General features: G+C 73.9%; 13 protein-coding genes and 1 pseudogene. 3 read left to right on the top strand and 11 right to left on the bottom strand.

Features of this window, described 5'->3' with window-relative positions; all coding sequences use genetic code 11:
- Positions 1-1,116, bottom strand: a 1,116-nt coding sequence (locus tag ACZ5DC_RS30985; RefSeq protein WP_468658140.1) for a maltotransferase domain-containing protein, incomplete at its 3' end; no start/stop codon positions are given.
- A gap of 677 nt (positions 1,117-1,793) precedes the next feature.
- Between ACZ5DC_RS30985 and ACZ5DC_RS30980 the strand changes: the two genes are divergently transcribed.
- Complete coding sequence (locus ACZ5DC_RS30980) at positions 1,794-4,412, top strand: glycosyltransferase family 1 protein (protein WP_468658138.1); 2,619 nt, start codon at positions 1,794-1,796, stop codon at positions 4,410-4,412.
- A 28-nt stretch (positions 4,413-4,440) separates the two neighbouring features.
- Here ACZ5DC_RS30980 and ACZ5DC_RS30975 read toward each other — a convergent pair whose 3' ends face one another.
- The 5 genes from ACZ5DC_RS30975 to ACZ5DC_RS30955 all read right to left on the bottom strand — a co-directional run bounded on the left by ACZ5DC_RS30975 (position 4,441) and on the right by ACZ5DC_RS30955 (position 12,786).
- Complete coding sequence (locus ACZ5DC_RS30975; RefSeq protein ID WP_468658136.1) at positions 4,441-4,962, bottom strand: DUF1990 domain-containing protein; 522 nt, start codon at positions 4,960-4,962, stop codon at positions 4,441-4,443.
- A 72-nt stretch (positions 4,963-5,034) separates the two neighbouring features.
- Entirely contained in the window at positions 5,035-6,675 is a 1,641-nt protein-coding gene (locus ACZ5DC_RS30970; protein WP_468658134.1) for a M4 family metallopeptidase, read from the bottom strand.
- Between the two features lie 251 nt (positions 6,676-6,926).
- The gene (locus ACZ5DC_RS30965; protein ID WP_468658133.1) at positions 6,927-8,981 is read right to left on the bottom strand and encodes a M4 family metallopeptidase; all 2,055 of its coding nucleotides are present in this window, start codon (positions 8,979-8,981) and stop codon (positions 6,927-6,929) included.
- A gap of 248 nt (positions 8,982-9,229) precedes the next feature.
- The gene (locus ACZ5DC_RS30960) at positions 9,230-10,990 is read right to left on the bottom strand and encodes an ABC transporter ATP-binding protein (RefSeq protein WP_468658131.1); all 1,761 of its coding nucleotides are present in this window, start codon (positions 10,988-10,990) and stop codon (positions 9,230-9,232) included.
- A complete protein-coding gene (locus ACZ5DC_RS30955; protein WP_468658130.1) occupies positions 10,987-12,786 on the bottom strand; it encodes an ABC transporter ATP-binding protein in 1,800 nt (599 codons plus the stop codon). The genes ACZ5DC_RS30960 and ACZ5DC_RS30955 overlap by 4 nt, the downstream gene beginning before the upstream one ends.
- A gap of 206 nt (positions 12,787-12,992) precedes the next feature.
- Between ACZ5DC_RS30955 and ACZ5DC_RS30950 the strand changes: the two genes are divergently transcribed.
- Entirely contained in the window at positions 12,993-14,795 is a 1,803-nt protein-coding gene (locus ACZ5DC_RS30950) for an ABC transporter ATP-binding protein (RefSeq protein WP_468658128.1), read from the top strand.
- The gene (locus tag ACZ5DC_RS30945) at positions 14,792-16,672 is read left to right on the top strand and encodes an ABC transporter ATP-binding protein (RefSeq protein ID WP_468658126.1); all 1,881 of its coding nucleotides are present in this window, start codon (positions 14,792-14,794) and stop codon (positions 16,670-16,672) included. The genes ACZ5DC_RS30950 and ACZ5DC_RS30945 overlap by 4 nt, the downstream gene beginning before the upstream one ends.
- A gap of 34 nt (positions 16,673-16,706) precedes the next feature.
- On the opposite strand, the gene ACZ5DC_RS30940 is transcribed toward ACZ5DC_RS30945, so the two are convergent.
- The 5 genes and pseudogenes from ACZ5DC_RS30940 to glgX form a co-directional block, all read right to left on the bottom strand.
- Positions 16,707-17,945, bottom strand: a complete 1,239-nt coding sequence (locus ACZ5DC_RS30940; protein ID WP_468658124.1) for a hypothetical protein — start codon at positions 17,943-17,945, stop codon at positions 16,707-16,709.
- 23 nt (positions 17,946-17,968) lie between these two features.
- A pseudogene (locus ACZ5DC_RS30935) lies at positions 17,969-18,685 on the bottom strand (dolichyl-phosphate beta-glucosyltransferase); the annotation flags it as partial.
- Positions 18,686-18,843: 158 nt separating this feature from the next.
- Positions 18,844-19,428 carry a hypothetical protein gene (locus tag ACZ5DC_RS30930; RefSeq protein ID WP_468658123.1) on the bottom strand — a complete coding sequence of 195 codons (585 nt, stop codon included), beginning with the start codon at positions 19,426-19,428 and terminating at the stop codon, positions 18,844-18,846.
- A 10-nt stretch (positions 19,429-19,438) separates the two neighbouring features.
- Positions 19,439-19,945 carry a SigE family RNA polymerase sigma factor gene (locus ACZ5DC_RS30925; protein WP_468658121.1) on the bottom strand — a complete coding sequence of 169 codons (507 nt, stop codon included), beginning with the start codon at positions 19,943-19,945 and terminating at the stop codon, positions 19,439-19,441.
- A gap of 113 nt (positions 19,946-20,058) precedes the next feature.
- Positions 20,059-22,302 carry a glycogen debranching protein GlgX gene (gene glgX / locus ACZ5DC_RS30920; RefSeq protein ID WP_468658119.1) on the bottom strand — a complete coding sequence of 748 codons (2,244 nt, stop codon included), beginning with the start codon at positions 22,300-22,302 and terminating at the stop codon, positions 20,059-20,061.
- Positions 22,303-22,526 lie beyond the last annotated feature (224 nt).

Below are 22,526 nucleotides of genomic sequence, written 5' to 3'. Positions count from 1 at the left end.
CCAGGGGTGGTCGGGGGAGCACTGCAACGCGAAGTCCAGGGCGATCTCCAGGCCCAGTTTCCCCGCCTCGGCGACGAAGTGGTCGAAGTCCTCGATGGTGCCCAGGGCGGGGTGCACGGCGTCGTGGCCGCCTTCGGGCGAGCCGATCGCCCAGGGCACGCCGACGTCGTCCGGGCCGGCGGTGAGGGTGTTGTTGCGGCCCTTGCGGAAGGTGGTGCCGATGGGGTGGACGGGCGGGAGGTAGACGACGTCGAAGCCCATGTCCGCGATCGCCTTGAGGCGGCGCGCGGCCGTGCGGAAGGTGCCGTGCGGTTCCTCGGCGGTGCCCTCCGAGCGCGGGAAGAACTCGTACCACGAGCCGTACAGCGCGCGTTCGCGCTCCACCAGCAGCGGCATCGGGTCCGATGCGGTGACCAGCTCCCGCAGCGGATACCGGGCGAGCACCGACTCCACCTCCGGCGCCAGGGCCGCGGCCAGCCGCCAGGCCGCCGGGCGGCCGTCGTCCCGCAGGGCCGCCGCCGCGTCCAGGACGGCCTGGCGCCGGTCCTCCGGGACACCGCCGGCCGCACGCTCGTACAGCTGCGCGCCCTCGGTCAGGACCAGTTCGGTGTCGATGCCCGCCGGTATCTTGATCCGGGCGTGGTGCCGCCAGGTGGCCAGCGGGTCCGACCAGGCCTCCACCGTGTAGGTCCAGTGGCCGGGTTCGCCCGCGGTGACCGTGGCTCCCCAGCGGTCGGTGCCCGGGGCGAGTTCCCGCATCGGCGTCCAGGGGCCGGGCCGGCCCGCCGGGTCGCGCAGCACCACGTTCGCCGCGACGGCGTCGTGACCCTCGCGGAACACGGTGGCCGACACCTCGAACGACTCCCCGGTGACGGCCTTGGCGGGCCGGCGGCCGCGCTGGACCACGGGGCGTACGTCGAGGACGGGGATACGGCCCACGGCGGTGGCCGTGTCCGGGGAGGACCGCTCCCCGGTGGCGGCGGCGTTGGCGGCGACGGCGGTGGACGGAGCGTCGGCGCCGGCCGGCGCCGTGCCTTTCCTGCCCGTCGTCCTCTTTCCTGTGGCCTTGTCCTTACTGCTTGTCGGTGGTGCTGACGAGTGGTGCGTGGCGGGCATGACCGCTCCTGTCCGCTTCAACGAGGGTATGGCGGATGGATATGGGGAGGTGGGTCCTGCGAGGTGCTGTGGTGCTGTGGTGCTGCTGTGGGGTGTACCGGAGGAGCCTTCCCACCCGGTTCGGGTGGGCAATCCGGCACTTTGTTAACTACTCACGCGTACGTCCACCCACAAGACCGGCCCCTTTTCCCGAGTGCCCGGTGACCGGGTCTTGACGCCCGTTGCCAGGGCAGAACCCCGCACGGCCGTTCGTACCGCGCACCGGGCCGCGTCGGCTCGTCAACTCACTTACCAGGTGCAGTCCGCCGCGGCGCGCGGCCGGCACGTCCGCACCGCGCGGCGGCTGCTGGCGACCCCCTCTTCCGGCCGATGTTCTTGATCACGACCGGGCCACGGGCGCCGGAACGACGGATGGGGTCGTCGAGCGCCTGGCCCGCTGCGGTGACGACGTGACCCCGGAGCCCCTGGCCGCTGACTGGACGCAGCAGGACGACGTGTTCCGCCGTCGCCCGCCGGCTCGGACAGCTGGGGCACGTCCTCCCGGAGGACGTGGAGTTCACAGAACCCGCCGTTCGGTAAGGACAAGCCGGGCCAACCCCGAAGTAACCACTACCGTCGACAGTGATGACAGGGCGCACACAGCGGTGCGTCCCCCTCCGCATGCGACGAGGTGGAATGTGAAGGCGATCCGCCGATTCACCGTCCGACCTGTTCTCCCCGACCCCCTGCGGCCCCTGAGCGACCTGGCGCGCAATCTGCGCTGGTCCTGGCACGCCGAAACGCGCGACCTGTTCCAGTCCGTCAGCCCCGAGGGCTGGGCCGGGGCCGGCGGGGACCCGGTGCGGCTGCTGGGCAGCGTGCGGCCGGCCAGGCTGGCCGAGCTGGCCGGGGACCGGCGGTTCCTGCGCCGCCTCACCGCCGCCGCCGACGACCTCGACGACTACCTCACCGGCGACCGGTGGTACCAGGAGCAGGCCGCCGGCCTGCCCGCCGCCGTCGCCTACTTCTCACCCGAGTTCGGCATCACGGCCGCGCTCCCGCAGTACTCCGGCGGCCTCGGCATCCTCGCCGGCGACCACCTGAAGGCGGCCAGCGACCTCGGGGTGCCGCTGATCGGGGTGGGACTGCTGTACCGGCACGGGTACTTCCGGCAGACCCTCTCCCGGGACGGCTGGCAGCAGGAGCACTACCCGGTGCTCGACCCGAACGAACTGCCGCTCACCCAGCTCAAGGAGGCCGACGGCGCCCCGGCGCAGGTCGCCCTCGCGCTGCCCGGCGGCAAGGCGCTGCGCGCCCGGGTCTGGCTCGCCCAGGTGGGCCGGGTGCCGCTGCTGCTGCTCGACTCGGACGTGGAGGAGAACGAGCTCGGCGAACGCGGGGTGACCGACCGGCTCTACGGCGGCGGCAGCGAGCACCGGCTGCTCCAGGAGATGCTGCTCGGCATAGGAGGTGTGCGGGCCGTACGGACGTACTGCCGGCTCACCGGGCACCCGGAACCGGAGGTGTTCCACACCAACGAGGGGCACGCGGGCTTCCTCGGCCTGGAGCGGATCGCCGAACTGTGCGCCGACGGACTGGACTTCGACTCGGCGCTGGAGGCCGTGCGGGGCGGGACGGTGTTCACCACGCACACCCCGGTCCCGGCCGGCATCGACCGCTTCGACCGGGAGCTGGTGGGCCGGCACTTCGGCCCGGACGCCGAACTGCCCGGCATCGACGTGCAGCGCGTCCTGGCGCTGGGCATGGAGACCTACCCGGGCGGCGAGCCGAACCTGTTCAACATGGCCGTGATGGGGTTGCGGCTGGCCCAGCGGGCCAACGGGGTGTCGCTGCTGCACGGGCAGGTCAGCCGGAACATGTTCGCCGGGCTGTGGCCGGGATTCGACGCCGAGGAGGTGCCGATCACCTCCGTGACCAACGGGGTGCACGCGCCGACCTGGGTGGCGCCGGAGGTGCTGCGGCTCGGCGTCCGGCAGATCGGCGCCCAGCGGGCCGAGGACGCGCTGAGCGTCGGCCGCTCCGAACGCTGGGACGCGGTCGCGGACATCCCGGACCAGGAGATCTGGGAGCTGCGCCGCACCCTGCGCGAACAGCTGGTGCTGGAGGTACGGGAGCGGCTGCGCGCCTCCTGGCGGCAACGCGGGGCGGGCGACGCCGAGTTGGGCTGGGTCGACGGGGTGCTGGACCCGGACGTCCTGACGATCGGATTCGCGCGCCGCGTCCCGTCGTACAAACGCCTGACGTTGATGCTCCGCGACCGCGACCGCCTGATGGAGCTGCTGCTGCACCCGGAGCGGCCGGTGCAGATCGTGGTCGCGGGCAAGGCGCACCCGGCGGACGACGGCGGCAAACGCCTGGTGCAGGAGCTGGTCCGCTTCACCGACGACCCGCGGGTCCGCCACCGGATCGTCTTCCTGCCCGACTACGGCATGGCGATGGCGCAGAAGCTCTACCCCGGCTGTGACATCTGGCTGAACAACCCGCTGCGCCCCCTGGAGGCATGCGGCACCTCCGGCATGAAGGCGGCGCTGAACGGCTGCCTCAACCTCTCGGTCCTGGACGGCTGGTGGGACGAGTGGTTCCAGCCGGACTTCGGCTGGGCGATCCCGACCGCGGACGGCGCGGGCACCGATGCCGACCGGCGGGACGACATCGAGGCGGCCGCCCTGTACGACCTGCTGGAGCAGCGGATCACCCCCCGCTTCTACGAGCGCGGGCGCGCCGGCCTGCCCGACCGCTGGATCGAGATGGTCCGCCAGACCCTCTCCCTGCTCGGCCCGAAGGTGCTGGCCGGCCGCATGGTCCGGGAGTACGTCGACCGGCTCTACGCCCCCGCCGCGCGGGCGCACCGCGCGCTGACCCCGGACACGGCCCGGGACCTCGCCGGGTGGAAGGCGCGCGTGCGGGCCGCCTGGCCGGGGGTGAGCGTCGACCACGTCGAGACGACGGCGACGACGGCCACGGCGGAACTGGGCGGCACCGTGGGCCTGCGGGTCCGGGTCGGCCTCGGTGAACTGGGACCGGACGACGTGGAGGTGCAGGCGGTGTCCGGGCGGGTGGACGAGGAGGACCGCATCGCGGACGCCACGGTGGTCCCCCTGAAGCCGGCCGGCGCCCCCGACCTGGAGGGCCGCCTCCTCTACGAGGGCCCGCTCTCCCTGGACCGCACCGGCCCCTACGGCTACACGGTCCGCATCCTTCCCACCCACCCCCTCCTCTCCTCCGCCGCCGAACTGGGCCTCCTGACGCTCCCGTCGCAGGAGGTGGTGGAGGGGGCGGGGATGGTGTTGCGGTGACCTGGGGGCGGAGCGCTCCGCGGCCCGGTCATGCCTCGGGCAGCGCCCCGCACAACTTCCTCAGCACGGCCCCGCACCGCCGCGCGTAGGCGTGTTGCAGGCCGCGGGTCGCCGGGCCGCCCGCGCGGGCGTACCACTTGGCGGCCTTGCTGAAGGCCGCCACCGTCAGCCAGACCGTGCCGTCGCCGGTGCGGTCGACCACGAAGGCCTCCTCGCCGCACTCGGGGTGGCCTTCGAGGGTGCCGTAGGCCCAGCCGGCCCGGCGGTGCTCCTCGGCCGTCCATATGATGCGGCAGGGGGCCCTGATGACGCCGGCCAGGGTGACGGTGACGTCGGTTCCGGGGGCGGCGCGGTCGGCGCCGGCGTCTATGCCGACGCCGAGCGCGCGGTGCATCTCCCAGGTCAGGACCGCCTCGGCGGCTCGCTGGAACACCTCCTGGCCCTCGCCGAGGCGGGTGCGGACCAGCATGGGGTGGAAGCCGGGCGGGCAGAAGGTGAGATCGTCGCGGGTCGCACCGACCGGCTCGTAGGTGAAGGTCGCCGAGGACATGGGTCACAAGGGTAGGGCGGCACCCGGAAGAACCGCTTCCCGGGTGCCGCCCCCCTCACGAGCCGGCGCGGACTAGCTGACGTTGACCGCCGTCCAGGCCGCCGCGACCGCGTTGTACTCGGCGCTGCCGGAGCCGTACAGCGCGGACGCCGCGTTCAGGGTCGCCGTGCGGGCGGCCTTGTAGTTGGTCGTCGACGTCATGTACGTGGTCAGCGCCTTGTACCAGATCTGCAGTGCCTTGGCGCGGCCGATGCCGGTGACGGCGGCGCCGTTGTAGGTCGGCGAGTTGTAGGTCACGCCGTTGATCGTCTTCGAACCGCTGCCCTCCGACAGGAGGTAGAAGAAGTGGTTCGCGACGCCGGACGAGTAGTGCACGTCCTTGCTGCCGACGGACGAGGACCAGTAGTCGGACGAGCCGCCGTCCTTGCTGGGCTTGTCCATGTAGCGCAGCGGGGTGCCGTCGCCGTTGATGTTGATCTTCTCGCCGATGAGGTAGTCACCGGGGTCGGACGCGTTGTTCGCGAAGAACTCCACGCCGGTGCCGAAGATGTCGGAGGTGGCCTCGTTCAGGCCGCCGGACTCACCCGAGTAGTTCAGGCCCGCGGTGTTGGAGGTGACGCCGTGGCTCATCTCGTGGCCGGCCACGTCCAGCGAGGTCAGCGGGTCGACGTTGCCGGAACCGTCGCCGTAGGTCATGCAGAAGCAGCTGTCGTCCCAGAACGCGTTCACGTAGGCGTTGCCGTAGTGCACGCGGGAGTAGGCGCCGACACCGTTGTTCTTGATGCCGTTGCGGCCGAAGGTGCTCTTGTAGAAGTCCCAGGTCTCGGCCGCGCCGTAGGCGGCGTCGGCGGCCGCGGTCTGGTCGGAGGAGGAGCTGGAGGCGGTACCGGTGCCGAAGACGTTGGTGGAGCTGGCCACCAGGGTGCCCGTGCCGGACGTCTTGCGGGCCAGGTTGTAGGTCTTGTGGTTGCCCCGGGCGCTGTCGGTGAGCTGGTAGGTCGAGCCCGACTGCACGGAGTTGAGGGTGACCGTGCCGGAGTACAGCGTCTTGCCGGTCGCGGTCTCGACGCCCTGGTACTCGAAGAGCTTCTTGCCGGTGGCCGCGTCGGTGATGACGTGCAGCTGGTTCGGGGTGCCGTCGTCCTGGAGGCCGCCGACGACGGTCTCGTAGGCGAGGACGGGCTTGCCGGAGCCGGCCCAGATCACCTTGCGGGCGCCGTCCGCGGTGGTCTTGGCGGAGCCCAGCGTCCTGGCGGCGGACACCGCCTGCTTCTCGGCCTTGGCGGCGGTGATCTGCGGCTTGAGCGAGGCCACCTTGATCGCCGACTTGGTCGCCTTGGTGACGCCCTGGGTCTTGCCGGACTTGGCCGTGTGGACGATCAGGTCGCCGCCGAGCACCGGCAGGCCCGCGTAGGTGCGCTCGTAGCGGGTGTGGACGGTGCCGTCGGCGTCCTTGACGACGTCCTTGACGACCAGCTTCTCCTGGGCGCCGAGGCCTATCTTCCGGGCGGTGCCGGCCGCGTCGGCCTGGGCCTGCTGGATCAGGGTGGTGCGCGCGGCCGCGGACAGCGCGGTCGGGGCGGCGGCGAGGGGCTTGGCCGCGGGCTGGGCGGTGGCACTGGTGGTGACACCGGTGGCGAGCAGCGCTCCGGCGGCGACAGCGGTGGCGATGGCCAGAGTGGTGCGCTTGTGACGCGCGTAGAGGGGGCTCACAGAAGCTCCTTCTGGTGGGGGAGTCCGGGCAGTGTGGGGTTACTGCCGGAGTGAGGTGGCGTTGTGAAGTTGCGGTGCTGCTGCGGCGGGTGGAGAGAGAGTGACATCAAGGACGCGTACATGTCAGGACCCTGACGTGATGTTGGCCGAAAAACGCTGTCCGAGAAACGTTGCGGGCATGTGAACCGGGTGCCGTCCGGGGGTGCTCGACCCCCGGACAGCCCCGTGGCCCCGGGCGCCTGGCGTGCGGTTTACGGGAAGGTCAGCTTCCAGCCGTTGAGTGTTCCGGTGTCGTACGTGGCCTGATCCTGTACCCGCAACTTCCACGTGCCATTGGCCGGTTCGGCGGAGGCGCCGACCGTGTAGGTCTCGTTCACGTCGTCCGCCGAGTCCGAGGAGCTGAAGTTCTTCAGCCGGTAGGCGGTGCCCGACGGGCCGACGAGGTCGATCACCAGGTCACCGCGCCAGGTGTGGGTGATGTCGACGCTCACCTGGAGGTTGCCGGGCGCGTTGCCGGTGCGTCCGGAGACGGTGATGTCCGACGTGACGGCGGGGCCGTTGTCCGGCACCGGCACCGGCGTGGTGCTCTCGTACGACGTACCGCCGCCGGTCCCGCCGCCGGAGCGCGAGCCGACCCCGACGCCCGCCCAGGCGTCCTGCACGGCCTTGTACTCGGCGCTGGTGGTGCCGTACAGCTCGCCGGCCGCCGCGAGGGTGCCGGTGCGGGCGCCCGCGTAGTTGGTCGTGGACGTCCACTTGGTGGTCAGCGCCCGGTACCAGATCTGCAGCGCCTTGTCCCGGCCGATGCCGGTGACCGCGAGCCCGTCCGCCGTCGGCGAGTCGTAGCTCACGCCGCCCACGACCTTGGCGCCGCTGCCCTCGCTGAGCAGGTAGAAGAAGTGGTTCGCGGGACCGGAGGAGTAGTGCACGTCCACGCCGCCGATGCCCGAGTACCAGGTGTCCTTGGAGGCGCCGTCCTTGCTGGGCTTGTCCATGTAGCGCAGCGGGGTGCCGTTGCCGTTGATGTCGATCTTCTCGCCGACCAGGTAGTCGCCGGGATCGCTGGAGTTGTTCGCGTAGAACTCCACGCCGGCGGCCATGATGTCGCTGGTCGCCTCGTTCAGGCCGCCGGACTCACCGCTGTAGGTGAGGTTCGCGGTGGCGGAGGTGACGCCGTGGCTCATCTCGTGGCCGGCCACGTCGATCGAGGTCAGCGGCTTGGCGTTGCCGGAGCCGTCGCCGTAGGTCATGCAGAAGCAGCTGTCGTCCCAGAACGCGTTGACGTAGGCGTTGCCGTAGTGCACGCGGGAGTAGGCGCCGACGCCGTTGTTCTTGATGCCGGTGCGGCCGAACGTGCTCTTGTAGTAGTCCCAGGTGAGCGCCGCGCCGTAGTGGGCGTCCGCGCCGGCGGTGGCGGCGTTGGAGGTGCTCCCGTTGCCCCAGGTGTCGGAGGACTGCGAGAACAGGGTGCCGGTGCCGGAGGTGCCCCGGTTCAGGTTGTACGTCTTGTGGCCCCCGCGCGCCCCGTCGGTGAGCGTGTACGCCGAGCCCGACTGGGTCGTGGTCAGCGTGACCTGCCCGCTGTACTGGGTGTTGCCGATGCCGCTCTTGACGCCCTGGTACTCGAAGAGCTTCTTGCCGGTGGCCGCGTCGGTGACGACGTGCAGCTGGTTCGGGGTGCCGTCGTCCTGGAGGCCGCCGACGACCGTCTCGTACGCCAGCACGGGCTTGCCGGAGCCGGCCCAGATCACCTCGCGGACGCCGTCCGCGGCCGGCTTCGTGGCGCCGAGCGCCTTCGCCCGTTGGACGGCCTGCCTCTCGGCGGCGGCCTTCGGTACGGCCGGGGTGAGCCCGGCGACCTTCAGCGTGGCGCCGGTGGCCCGGATCACCTCCATGGTCTTGCCCGACCTGTCGGTGGTCACCAGCAGGTCGCCGCCGAGCACCGGCAGGCCCCCGTACGTGCGCTCGTAGCGGGTGTGCAGTGTGCCGTCGGCGTCCTTGACGACGTCCTTGACGACCAGCTGCTCCCGGGCGCCCAGGCCGATCTGCCGGGCGGTGGCGGCGGTGCCGGCGTCGGCGTGGCGTATCAGCTCGGCGCGCTGCGCGGGCGTGAGCCTGACCGCCGCGTGGGCCGGGCCGGCCTTGCCGGCCCGCGGGGTCGCCGGGGCGGCGGTGGCCGCGCCGGACTGGACGGCGGCGGCGATCAGGGCGGCGACGCCGACGAGGGCGACGGCGGCGGCACGGCGGTGCGCGGTGGGGCGGTGCGGGGTGTGGGAGGTGCGTCCGCGGGAGGAATTGCTTCTCACACTGACTCCTTCTGCGTGACCGCGGGTCGCGCGGCCGGGGAGACCGGACGATGGGTTGGGGCGTCCGGGCAGAACAAGGCGGTACGCGAAAGCCACGTGCAGGTGCGGAGCCGGCTCACACAGAAGGCGCGGAAACTGTGGGGCCGCTGTGAGTCGGCCAGGGAAGAGTGGCAGGCGATCTCACTGCTTGTCAGGACCGCGTCACCAATTTGGCCGGAAACGGTTCGTTGTCCGGATGTGCGAGTCCGTTATGCGGACGCCTGTCCGTGCCACGTCCGCCACAGCGCCGCGTACGCGCCGTCCGCCGCCACCAGCTCCTCGTGCGTGCCCAGTTCGGTCAGCCGGCCGCCCTCCATGACCGCCACCCGGTCCGCGTCGTGCGCCGTGTGCAGGCGGTGGGCGATGGCGATGACCGTACGGCCCCGGAGCACCGAGGCGAGGGCGCGCTCGGTGTGCCGGGCGGTGGCCGGATCCAGCAGGGCCGTCGCCTCGTCGAGGATCAGGGTGTGCGGATCCGCCAGGACCACGCGCGCGAGGGCGAGCCGCTGGGCCTGCGAACCGTCCGTCGGCCGGCCGCCCTCGCCCAGCCGGGTGTCGAGCCCGTCCGGCAGGTCCCGCACCCAGTCGTCGGCGCCCACGGCCGCGAGCGCCGCCCACAAGGCGGCGTCGTCGGCGGCGGGTTCGGCGATGAGGAGGTTCTCCCGCACGGTGCCCAAGAAGACGTGGTGCTCCTGGGTGACCAGCACCACCTGCCGGCGCAGCAGTTCCGGCGCCAGCCCGGCCACCGGCACCCCGCCCACCGTCACCGTGCCGGAACCGGGCCGGTCGACGCCCGCGAGCAGCCGGCTCAGGGTCGTCTTGCCGGCGCCGGACGGCCCCACCACGGCGAGCCGCTCCCCGGGCCGTACCGTCAGGTCCACCCCGCCCAGCACCTCACCGCCGCGCTCGTACGCGTACCGCACCCCGCGCACCTCGATCCGGTCGTCCGCCGGCACCGCGGACACCCCCTCGCCCTCGTCCCGGGGCGCCCGCGCCAGCCCCTCCACGCGCGCGAACGAGGCGCCGCTGCTCTGCAGTTGCTCCACCCGCAGCAGGATCTGGTCCAGCGGCTCGGTGAACTGCCGCAGGTACAGCGCCGCCGCCACCACCGCGCCCACCCCGACCGCCCCCCGGGCGTGCAGCCAGCCGCCGAGGAGCAGCACACCGGCCACCGGGACGGTGTACGTCACCTCGACCGCCGGGAAGAACACCGACCGCAGGCGCAGGGTGTACAGACGGGTACGGCGGGACGCCTCCAGCGCGTCGCGGCTCGCCGCGATCCGCCGCTCCCGCAGCCCGAACGCCTCCACGGTCCGCGCGCCGGCCGCCGTCGCCGCGACGGTCTCCGCGACCTGCGAGGTCGCCGCCCCCTCGGCGAGGTAGCCGTCCCGGGCGCGCCGCAGGTACCAGCGCAGCGCCAGCTGGATCGGGGTGAGACCGAGCAGGCCGAACGCCCCCAGCAGGGGGTCGAGCGCGAAGACCGCGCCCAGCACGAAGACCGCCTGGACGCTGTCGACCAGCAGCTCGGGGCCGGCGTCCCGCAGGGTCGTGCCGACGGTCGCCACGTCCGCCGTGCCCCGCGCGGTCAGGTCACCGGTACCGGCCCGCTCGACCACGGACGCGGGCAGTGCCAGCACCCGCTCGACGTACTCCTCGCGGACCCGGGCCAGCGTGCGCTCCCCGAACCGGTGCCCGACGTACCGCGCCCAGCGGGCCAGCAGGAGCTGCGCCAGCGCGCACACCACGATCCAGGACGCCAGCCGGTCGACCGCGCCGGCCCCGTGCCCGGCCCGCACCTCGTCGACGATCCGGCCCAGCAGCCAGGGCCCGGCCAGCCCCGCCGCCGCGGCCAGCGCGTTCAGGCCCAGCGCCGCGGCGAACGCCCGCCGGTCGGCCGACACCAGCCGCACCGTGGCCCGCCGCACGGCGGCCCGGTCGGCGACGGGCAGCAGGGCATCGCCGGTGGTCATGCGCGGGGCTCCTTCGCGGGTGGGGCCGCCGCACCCGCCGGGGGCGCGGTGGCGGTGGTCGCCGGGTCCGGCGTGTCCTCTCCGTCCGGGGTCTCCCCCAGCCCCCCGCTGTCGCGCGCGACCAGCGCCCGGTACGCCGGCTGCTCCGCCAGCAGGGCCGGGTGCGGGCCGGTCGCCGCGACCTTGCCGTCGGCCAGGAACACGACCGTGTCCGCCCGGGCCAGGACCAGCGGGGACGTCGTCGTCACCAGTGTGGTGCGGCCCTCCCGTGCCGCCCGGAGCCGGTCGGCGACCGCCGCCTCCGTGTGGGCGTCCAGCGCCGAGGTCGGTTCCACGGCGAGCAGCACCTCGGGGTCGGCCAGCAGCGCCCGGGCGAGGCGCACGCGTTGCCGCTGGCCGCCGGAGAGGCTGCGGCCCTGCCCGGCCACCGCCGAGTCCAGGCCGTCCGGCAGGCCCCGGACCACGTCCTCGGCCGCCGCCGCGTGCACCGCCCGGCGCAGTGCCGCCTCGTCGGCCGGGTGCGCGGCGGCCAGCACCTCCCGCAGCGCCCCCGCGAACAGGTCCGCCTCGTTGTCCGCGACCAGGACGCGCCGCCGCACGTCCGGCAGCGGGACCGCGTCGAGCCGTACCCCGCCCCAGGTCGCGTCGGTGGGCCCGTACCGGCCGAGCCGGTCGACCACGGCGGCGGCCTCGGCGGGCCGGACGGCGGCCAGGGCGGTCAGCCGGCCCGGCGCCACCCGCACCCCGGACGCCGGGTCGTGCAGCTCGGCCGGTCCGGCGGGCGCCGGCAGGGTACCGGTGTCCGGTTCAGGTTCCAGCCGCAGCAGCCGTACCGCCCGGCGCGCGGCCACCACGCCCCGGTTGAGGTCGTAGGCCATCCGGATGAAGAACGAGACCGGTCCGACCAGCACCGCCACATAGCCGTAGACGGAGACCAGCTCGCCCACCGACAGGGAGCCCTCGGCGGTGAGCCGGGCCGCCAGCCAGGTCACCACGGCGAGGAACACGGTCGGCAGGCCCACCCCGAGCGCCTGCACCCAGCTGGCCACGGCGCCCACCCGGTAGCCCTGTGCCCGCAACCGCCGCGAGTCGTTCCGGAACGCGTCCGCGACCAGCCCCTTGCCGCCGAGCCCGTTCAGGACGCGCAGCCCGCCCGCGAGGTCGGCGATGCGCGCGGTGAGGATCCCCTGGAGCTCGCGGTACCCGCTCTCCGCGCCCTGCAGCCGCCGTGCGGGCGGCCCGGTGAGCAGTGCGATCACCGGCACCCCGAGCAGCACCACCGCGGCCAGCGGCGCGGAGATCGCCAGCAGCAGCCCGGCCACCACCGCGTAGACCACGAGCGAGCCGACTCCCGGGCCCACCACGGTCAGCGCGGTCGCCAGGGTCTGCACGTCCCCGACCCCGATGGTGACGACCTCACCGGCCCCGGCCCGGCGCGGCAGCACGGCCCCCAGCCGCACCACGTGTCCGATCACCACCTTGACGGTGCGGAAGTTGGCGTCCATCCGGACCCGCGTCATCACCCGGTGCCGCAGGATGCTCACCCACGCGTTCAGCGCCCCGACGGCGAACATCGCCCCGGCCCACCCGGCGAGCACCCCGAGCCGCCCCGGCAGCAGCCCGTCGTCCACGGCCCGCGCCATCAGGTACGGCTGTGCGGCCAGCAGCACCATCCAGGTACTGGCCAGCAGCGCCCCGGCCACCGAACGCCCCGCCTGACACCGCACCAGCCACCACAGGAACCGCCAGCCGCCACGGGCGTCGGGCGTGCCCGGGTCCTCGTACGCGTCGATCATCCATCCCCCGATCCGCCGGCCGTCCCCCTCGGCGCCCGCCCATTTTCCCCGAGGCGCCCCGCCCGGCGGAACACGGTCACCCGGCCGGGTGAGGGCCGGCCGGCGCCGACGGCGGCCGGCCGGACCCGCGCCGGGAGCGGGATCCGAGCGGAGCCGGGCCGAAACTCGGTGGGCGATGTCAGTGGTGGTCCGTACGCTCGCGGTTGATGGCCACGACACGTGAAACCACCGACCGATCCGCCGTACGGACCCTGCTCAGGCTGTGGCCGTACGTCCGTCCCGTGCGCGCGCGGCTGTTCACCGCCGCGTTCGTCGCGGTCGTCGCCTCCTGTACGGGGCTGGTGATCCCGCTCGTCCTGAAGTGGATGGTCGACGGGCCGGTCGCCGGCCGCGACCCGGCCGGCGTATGGCTCGGCGCGCTCTGCCTGCTCCTGCTCGGCATCGCCGAGGCGGTCCTGTTCGGCATACGGCGCTGGCTCGTGGCCCGGCCGCTGTCGCACGTCGAGGCGGAGATGCGCGCCGCGCTGTACCGGCGTCTGCAACGGCTGCCGGTGGCCTTCCACGACCGCTGGGCGTCCGGTCAGCTGCTCTCGCGCGGCACCACCGACCTGATGCTGCTGCGCATGTTCCTCGCCTTCCCGCTGACGTTCCTCCTCGTCAACGGCGTCACCATCCTCGTCGGCCTGGTCATCATGCTGCTCCAGGACTGGGTGCTGGGACTGGTCATCCTCGGCCCCGCCGTCCCCGTGATGTGGACGTGCGTGGTCTTCGAACGGCGGTACGCGCAGGTGGCGCGGCGCGCCCAGGACCAGATCGGCGACCTGACGACGGTGGTCGAGGAGAGCGTGCTCGGCATCCGCGTCATCAAGGGCTTCGGCCGCCACCGCAGCCAGGCGCGCGCCTTCCGCGAACTCGCCGGCCGGCTCCGGGGCACGGAGCTGCGCAAGGCCCGGCTGCTGGCCACGATCTGGGCCGTCATCGTGACGCTGCCGGAGGTGGCGATCGGGGCGGCGCTGGTGCTGGGGGTGCTGCGGGTGGCCGACGGGGAGCTGTCCGCCGGGACGCTGGTGGCCTTCCTGAGCACGGCGCTCGCCCTGCGGTGGCCCGTGGACTCGATCGGGTTCCTGCTGGCCATGAGCCAGGAGGCGGCGACCGCCACGGAGCGGTACTTCGAGGTGATGGACGAGGCGCCGGAGGACCGGCTGGACGGGAACGGGGGCGCGGGCGGCGCCCGCCCGCGCGGTGCCGCGGACCCCGCCGCCGCACCGGGACTCCGGTTCGAGGACGTGTCGTTCCGTTACCCCGACGCGCCCCCCGGCTCACCGCCCCTGCTGTCCGCCGTCGACCTGCACATCCGCCCCGGTGAGTCCATGGCCCTCGTCGGGGCCACCGGCAGCGGGAAGACCACGCTCACCGCGCTCGTCCCCCGGCTGCACGAGGTGACCTCCGGGCGGATCACCCTCAACGGCGAGGACATCGCCGCCATGTCCCGCGCGGAGTTGCGCGGCAGAGTCGCCGTGGCCTTCGAGGAACCCACCCTGTTCTCCGCCAGCGTCGGTGGAAACGTGCTCATGGGCGCCCGGGACGCCGCGGGGAAACCGGAACTGGACCGGGCCCTCGCCATCGCCCAGGCCGACTTCGCGCACGCGCTGCCGCAAGGCACCGACACCCGCGTCGGCGAGCAGGGCCTGAGCCTGTCCGGCGGCCAGCGGCAGCGCCTCGCGCTGGCCCGTGCGGTGGTCGGCCGGCCGGAGTTCCTGGTCCTGGACGACCCGCTGTCCGCCCTGGACGTCCACACGGAGGCCGCCGTGGAGGCCGCGCTGCGCCAGGTGCTCGCCGACACCACCGCGCTGATCGTGGCCCACCGCCCGTCCACCGTGCTGCTCGCCGACCGCGTCGCCCTGCTCTCGGGCGGCCGCATCGCCGCCGTCGGCACCCACCAGCAACTGCTGCGGGAGAACGCCGAGTACGCCCGTCTGATGTCCGGGGAACAGGAGGACTCCCGTTGACCACCACGACCCCCTCCACCCCCGCCGTCGACGACGACGGCGACGGACCGGCCCGTCGCCCGGACGCGGACGACCCGGGCGGCGCGGGCGACCAGTTCGACCGGGACGTCCTGCCCAGCCCGCCCGGCGCCACCGCCGCCCTGCTGCGCTCGCTGCTCGCGCCCATGAAGGCCCGGGTCGCGTTCACGACGTTCCTGCTGCTGCTCCAGCAGGCGGCGGTGCAGGCGGGCCCGCTGCTGGTGGCGTACGCCATCGACACCGCCGTCCCCGCGTTCCGGGACGACCGCAACGGGCCGCTGTTCGCGGTCGCCGCCGGCTACCTGCTGTGCGCCCTCGCCTCCGGCGCGCTCCAGTTCGCGTTCATCGAGACCTCCGCCCGGGTCAGCCAGGACGTGCTGCTGGACCTGCGCGGACGGATCTTCCGGCACGCGCAGGCGCTGAGCGTCGACTTCCACGAGCGGTACACCTCGGGCCGGCTGATCTCCCGGTCCACCACGGACGTCGAGTCGCTGCGCGAACTCCTCGACGAGGGTCTCCAGGAACTGGTGACCGTCATCCTGTCCTTCGTCTACATCTCCGCGACGCTGCTCTGGCTCGATCCCGGCCTCGGCGCGGTCGCGGTGGCGTCCTTCCTGCCGCTGTACCTGCTCGTCCGGCTCTACCGGCGGCGCGCGGCGCGGGTGTACGGGGCGCGGTCCACGGCCATCGCGGCGGTGATCGTGAAGTTCGTGGAGACGATGAACGGCATCCGGCCGGTGCGCGCCTTCCGCCGCGAGGCCGCCAACGACGCCGAGTTCGCCGTGCTGAACGCGCGGCACGAACGCACGAACGGCGACTCGCTGCTGGAGATGGCCCGCTATGTCGTCGGCTCCCGGCTGGTGGCCAACACCGCGGTCGCCGGGATCGTGCTCTGGGGCGCCCACCGGGTGGCGTCCAGCTCGCTGGAGCTGGGTGTGCTGGCGGCGGCCGTGCTGTACCTGCGCCGGCTGTACGACCCCATCGACCGGCTCGGCATGTTCCTGAACTCCTACCAGTCGGCCGCCGCCTCCCTGGAGAAGATCGCCGGGCTGCTGGCGCAGACGCCGTCCGTGCCGGAACCGGAGCACCCGCGCGAACTGCCGCCCCGGCGGGGCGGGTTCCCGGGACGCGAGGTCGTCTTCGACGGGGTCCGGTTCGCCTACCGCACCGGCGGCGAGGTGCTGCCCCGCTTCGACCTGACCCTGCCCGCCGGGCAGACGGTCGCGGTCGTCGGCTCCACCGGCGCGGGCAAGTCGACCCTGGCCAAGCTGCTCGCCCGGTTCTACGACCCCTCCGCCGGGCGCGTGCTGCTGGACGGCGTGGACCTGCGCGAGCTGCCGATGCCCGAACTGCGGCGCGGGGTGGTCATGGTGACGCAGGAGGCGTTCCTGTTCTCCGGCACGGTCGCCGACAACATCGCCCTCGGCCGGCCCGACGCCACCCGGGAGGAGATCGAGCGGGCCGCGAAGGCGATCGGCGCGCACGAGTTCATCAGCGCCCTGCCCGACGGCTACGACACCGACGTCCGCAAGCGCGGCGGCCGGATCTCCGCCGGGCAGCGCCAACTGGTCGCCTTCGCCCGCGCGTTGCTCGCCGACCCGGCCGTGCTGATCCTGGACGAGGCGACCAGCTCGCTGGACATCCCGGGGGAGCGGGCGGTGCAGCGGGCCATGGCGACGGTGCTGCGCGGCCGTACCGCGGTGGTGATCGCGCACCGGCTCTCCACGGTGGAGATCGCGGACCGGGTGCTGGTGATGGAACACGGCCGGATCGTCGAGGACGGCCGCCCCGACGAACTCATCGGCGGCACGGGCCGGTTCGCGGACCTCCACAAGGCGTGGCGGGACAGCCTGGCCTGACGCGCGCGGGACCCGGACGTCGCAGCCGGGCGGATCACGGCACCCCCAGTTCGAACAGGGCGTACCCGGCGTACGAGCCGGACGCCAGGGCCGCGATGCCCAGCAGCGTGCACTGCACGGGCAGGCTCAGCCGGCGCATGGCGACCGCGAGCGGCAGGAACAGCGGGAAGCAGGGGAGCAGGTAGCGGGAGATGTTGGCGACGATCTGCTGGCTGCCGAGCACCAGGGCCAGGGTCAGCACGGTGTACACGACCAGCACCGCCGGCGGGCGCAGCCGCAGCAGCAGCGGCAGCAGCGCGCAGGCCAGCAGGATGACGGCGACGGAGATGACGTCCGCGAAGGGGTAGGCGAAGAGGTAGTCGAACCTGCCCACGGGCACGGACGTCAGCACGTCCAGGGTCTGCGCGCCGTAGTCGAAGCTGTGCGCCCACGCGCCCGACTGAAGGCGGAAGTAGCCGCCCAGGTCGCCCATGCGGTCGCCGACCCAGAGCAGGTAGCCGAGCAGCCCCAGCGGGGCGAGGGCCGTGGCCAGCAGCGGGCGCAGGGCGCCGTCCTCCCGCCGGCGCAGCGACAGCAGCGCGGCCACGCCGAGCGCGGCGATCAGCGCGGCGGCCGTGGGCCGGTTGAGACCGGCCGCGAAGGCGAGCACGCCCGCGGTCGGCCAGTGGCGGGTGAGGACGGCGTGGCAGGTCCAGGCGGCCAGGGCCACGTACAGCGAGTCGGAGTAGACCGCCCACTCCACCCCCGAGCCCGGCCACACCGCCCACAGCCCGGCCGCCGCGAGCCCGGCCCGCCGGCCGCCGAACCGCTCGGCGACGGCGTACACGCCGAGGGCGGCGGCGAAGGAGGCGACGACGGAGACGAGCAGCCCGGCGCCGTAGGGGCCGAGGCCGGTGACGGCCGAGGCCAGCCGCATCAGGGCCGGGTAGAGCGGGAAGAACGCCGCCGAGTTGCCCTCCAGCGTGATCAGGCCGGTGGCGCCCGGGACCGGGACGAGCTTCGGGTCGTAGCCGTGCAGCGCGATCTGCTGGTACCACCAGCCGTCCCAGGTGGCCAGCACGTCCCAGGGGCGTGCGCCGCCGCCGAACCGGGGGTGCTTGGTGCGGTAGTCCCCGGCGGAGGACAGCAGGTACAGGAACGAGCAGAAACCGGCCAGCTTCAGCGTGCCGAACAGGGCGAGGACCGGTCCGTGGCGGCGGACGGCGGCCCGCGCCCGGGGGACGGGCGCGGTCTCGGGGGCCGGCGTGCGGACGCCGGGCAGGGTCGCGGTCACCGGAGCGCCGGTCCGGGCCGGCGGCGGCTCAGGGTGCGCCGCATCCGTACGATCCCGCGCAGGTCGGCCAGGGCGGTGGCGAGGATGTCGACGCTGCTGTCCGGGTCGTCCACCCAGTCCACCGGCACCTCGTGGATCCTGAGGCCGGCCCGCTCGGCGAGCACCAGCAGCTCGGTGTCGAAGAACCACTCCCCGTCCCGCACCAGCGGCAGCAGCCGCTCGGCTGTCTCCCGCCGGACCGCCTTGAACCCGCACTGCGCGTCGGAGAAGCCGACGGCGAGCGTGTGGCGCAGCAGGGCGTTGTAGCAGCGGGATATGACCTCGCGCCGGGCCCCGCGCACGACCCGGGCGCCGGGCGCCAGCCGGGTGCCGATGGCCAGGTCGGAGTGGCCGGAGATCAGCGGGGCCACCAGCGGCAGCAGCGCGGTGAGCCCGGTGGACAGGTCCACGTCGAGATACGCCAGCACGGGCGCCCGGGAGCCCGACCAGGCGGCCCGCAGTGCCCGGCCGCGGCCCTTCTCGGGCAGCCGCAGCGAGACCACCTCCGGGAGGTCGCCGGCGACCCGGGCGGCGATGACCGGGGTGCGGTCGGTGCTCGCGTTGTCGGCGATGGTGATCCGGAACGGGTAGGGGAAGCCGTCCCTCAGGTGCGCGTGCAGCCGCCGGACGTTGGGCTCCAGGTCCTTCTCCTCGTTGTACACCGGCACGGTCACGTCCAGGACGGGGTCTTGCTGGGGCATCGGCACGGGGGTGCGCCGGGGTGCCGCGGCCGGTGACGCACTCGGTCGGAGCGGTCGGACCGGTCGGCTCGGTCGGATGTATGTCACGTAAGTACCTGTTTGTTCCAGTGGGCAGGGCGCGCGGAAGGGCATGCGCGGGCAGGAGCCGGAAGGCGGGGCTAGTCGCTCGCCGTCGCGGTGGCCGGTGGCGTGGTGCTGTCGCCCCAGGCGGTGGCCGTGGCCGTCGGCGGCCGCTGCGTGGCGGTCGCCGGACCCTCCGGGGCGGTGGGCGGGGCGGAGGCGGTCGCGGTGTCGCCCGGTGACGGCAGGCCCTCCGGCGTCGACGTCGGTGTGGACGACGGTGTGGACGTCGGCGTGGACGTCGGCGTGGACGACGAGGACGGCGGCGGACCCGGCGTCCCGGACGGCGACCGCGACGGCGAGGTGCTCGGCGCGGGCGCCGGGCTCACCGCGGGCCGGGGGCGCGGGGCGGTGGGCCGGTCGGCGGTGTGGCCGTGCGGCCACAGGAACAGGCCCAGGCCGAGCCCGGCCACCGCCAGGACGGAACCGGCGGCCCGGCGCGCCGTGCGCACCCGGCGCCGGGCGCGCACGCCCGCGCGCAGCGCCTCCCGGTGCCGGAACTCGAACGGCACCGGCTGCCGGGCCCGGTGCATGAGCCGCGTCAGCTCCCGCTCGAAGGGATCCGTGCCGTCCGGCGGAGCCATGCGGTCCTCCCCGTGATCCGTGCGGTCCCTGCCCTCCATGGGTCCTCCCTCACCCCACCGGCTCGATGACGTCGGCCAGCAGCCCGCGGAGCCGGGCCACGCCGCGCGCGGCATGGGAGCGGGCCGTGCCCACCGGGCAGCCCAGGGCCTCCGCGACCTGCCGGTCGGGCAGGTCCTGGTAGTAGCGCAGGACCACCGCGGCCCGCTGCCGCGGCGTCAGCTGGGCGAGCGCGGCCTCCAGGCGGGACCGCTCGGCCACGGTCGCCGACACGTCGCCGTTCGCCGCCACCTCGGGCAGCTCCTCCACCGGCCGTTCGCCCCACCAGCGCCGCCGCGCCGACCGGGCCGCGGCCCGCGCCAGCACCTTGCGCACGTACGCCTCCGGCGCCTCGTCGGCGACCCTCGGCCAGACGAACCACAGCTTGACCAAGGACTCCTGCAACAGGTCCTCGGCGCGGTGCCGGTCCCCGCCGGTGAGCAGACGGGCGAGATGGAACAACGCCGACCAGCGGGCCGCCACGAACGCGTCGTACTCACCGGCCCTCGTCTGCTCCATCCCACGGTCCCCGTCCTCGCCGGCTCTTCCTCCACCAGGGGAAAGGCACTGGGCCCCCGGCGGCGCTGCACCCGGCGGGCGTGATCCGCGTCACGCACGGCTCCCGTACGGGTTCAGCAGACCCTCAGCAGCAGCACCGTCCGCGCCGGGACCGTGATCCGCGCCCCCGCCCGGTGGACCGTGCCCGGCGCCCGGTCCTGCTCCTCCGCCGAGGTGTCCACGACCACCTCGTACCGCTGCGCCCACGGCGGGCCGGGCAGCACGAAGCCGGTCGGCCCCTCGCCCGCGTGCAGCACGGCGAGGAAGCTGTCGTCCACCACATGCGCGCCCCGCTCGTCGCGGCCCGGGATGTCCCGGCCGGAGAGGTACATGCCGAGCGTGGCGGCGGGCGCGTACCAGTCGCCCTCGGTCATCTCCGCGCCCCGCGCGGTGAACCAGGCCAGGTCGCGCAGCCCGTCCGCGGTCTGGGCGCGGCCGGAGAAGAAGGCCCGCCGGCGCAGGACCGGATGCCGGTGGCGCAGCGCGATCAGCCGCGAGGTCAGGTCGTACAGCGCCCGCCAGCCGGGCTGCTCCAGCAGCGACCAGTCCAGCCAGCTGATCTCGTTGTCCTGGCAGTAGGCGTTGTTGTTGCCGCGCTGGGTGCGGCCCAGTTCGTCGCCCGCGACCAGCATGGGCACCCCGGTGGACAGCAGCAGGGTCGTCAGCAGGTTCCGCAGCTGCCTGCGGCGCAGGGCCCGTACGTCCGCGTCGTCGGTCTCGCCCTCGGCGCCGCAGTTCCAGGAGCGGTTGTCGTCCGTGCCGTCCCGGTTGTTCTCGCCGTTGGCCTCGTTGCGCTTGCTCTCGTACGACACCAGGTCGCGCAGGGTGAAACCGTCGTGGGCGGTGACGAAGTTGACGGAGGCGTAGGGGCGCCGGCCGCCCCAGGCGTACAGGTCGCTGGAGCCGGAGAGGCGGTAGCCCATCTCGCGCACGTCGGGCAGGGCGTGCCGCCAGAAGTCCCGGACCGCGTTGCGGTAGCGGTCGTTCCACTCGGTCCACAGGGGCGGGAAGGCGCCCACCTGGTAGCCGCCGGAGCCGATGTCCCACGGCTCCGCGATCAGCTTCACCCGGCGCAGCACCGGGTCCTGGGCGATGACCGCCAGGAACGGGGAGAGCATGTCGACGTCGTGCATCGAGCGGGCCAGTGCCGCCGCGAGGTCGAAGCGGAAGCCGTCCACGCCCATCTCCGTCACCCAGTAGCGCAGCGAGTCGGTGATCAGGCGCAGCACGTGGGGGCGGACCACGTGCAGGGTGTTGCCGCAGCCGGTGTAGTCGGCGTACCGGCGGGCGTCGTCCTGGAGCCGGTAGTAGCCGCGGTTGTCGATGCCCTTCAGGGACAGCGTGGGGCCCAGCTCGCCGGCCTCCGCGGTGTGGTTGTAGACCACGTCCAGGATGACCTCGATGCCGGCCGCGTGCAGCGCGCGCACCATCCGCTTGAACTCGCCGACCTGCTGGCCGGTCGTACCGGAGGCCGCGTAGGCCGCGTGCGGGGCGAAGTAGCCGATGGAGTTGTAGCCCCAGTAGTTCCTCAGGCCCCGGCGCAGCAGGTGGTCCTCGTGCGCGAACTGGTGCACCGGCAGCAGCTCGACGGCCGTGACGCCGAGCCCGACGAGGTGGTCGATCGCGGCCGGGTGCGCCAGTCCCGCGTAGGTGCCGCGCAGTTCCTCGGGGATGCCGGGGTGCAGCTTGGTGAAGCCCCGCACGTGCAGCTCGTAGATCACCGAGTCGGCCCAGGGCGTCTTGGGGCGCCGGTCGTCGGACCAGTCGTCGTCGTCGTGGACGACGACCCCCTTCGGGACGTGCGGCGCCGAGTCCCGCTCGTCGCGCACGGTGTCGGCGACCGACTGGTCCGGCCAGTCCCGCACGTGCCCGTACACCTCCGGCGGGAGGCCGAACTCGCCGTCCACCGCGCGCGCGTACGGATCCAGCAGCAGCTTCGCCGGGTTCCAGCGAGCGCCGGTCCACGGGTCCCAGCGGCCGTCCACCCGGTAGCCGTAGCGCTGGCCGGGCATCACACCGGGCACGAAGCCGTGCCAGATCTCGTGCGTCAGTTCGGTCAGCGGGATCTGCGTCTCCCGGCCGCCCTCGTCGAAGAGGCACACCCGGACCGCCTCCGCACCGGCCGCCCACAGCGCGAAGTTGGTGCCCGCGACCCCGTCCGGGCCGACCCGGAACCGGGCCCCCAGCGGGGTCGGCGCACCCGGCCACACGGCCGGGACGGGCGGTACGGCCCGCCGGGCGCCGTTCACCGCCGCCGGTTGCCCGCTCCCCGCGGCCGGCACCCCGGCCGGTGCCCGCTGCTCGGCTGCGCTCGTCACTGTCGCCCCTCTTCCCAGTGGCTCGCCCGAGGGGCGCGGCCGGCCGCGCCGGGTGGCCGGGGCGCTCCCGGCACCCCGGCCACCCGGTCCGGCCGCGCCCCGACGGCTCCGACGCGGGCCGGGGATCCCCTGCGGGGAGACCCCCCATGTGTCGTCCTTCCCTCTGTTCTGCCCAGCGCGTGGCTCGCACTCACGTTTCCCCGGAGCGGGCCCGGTCGTTGGGT

The sequence above is a fragment of the Streptomyces sp. NPDC031445 genome (assembly GCF_055581365.1).
This window is presented reverse-complemented; position numbering and strand designations above follow the sequence as displayed.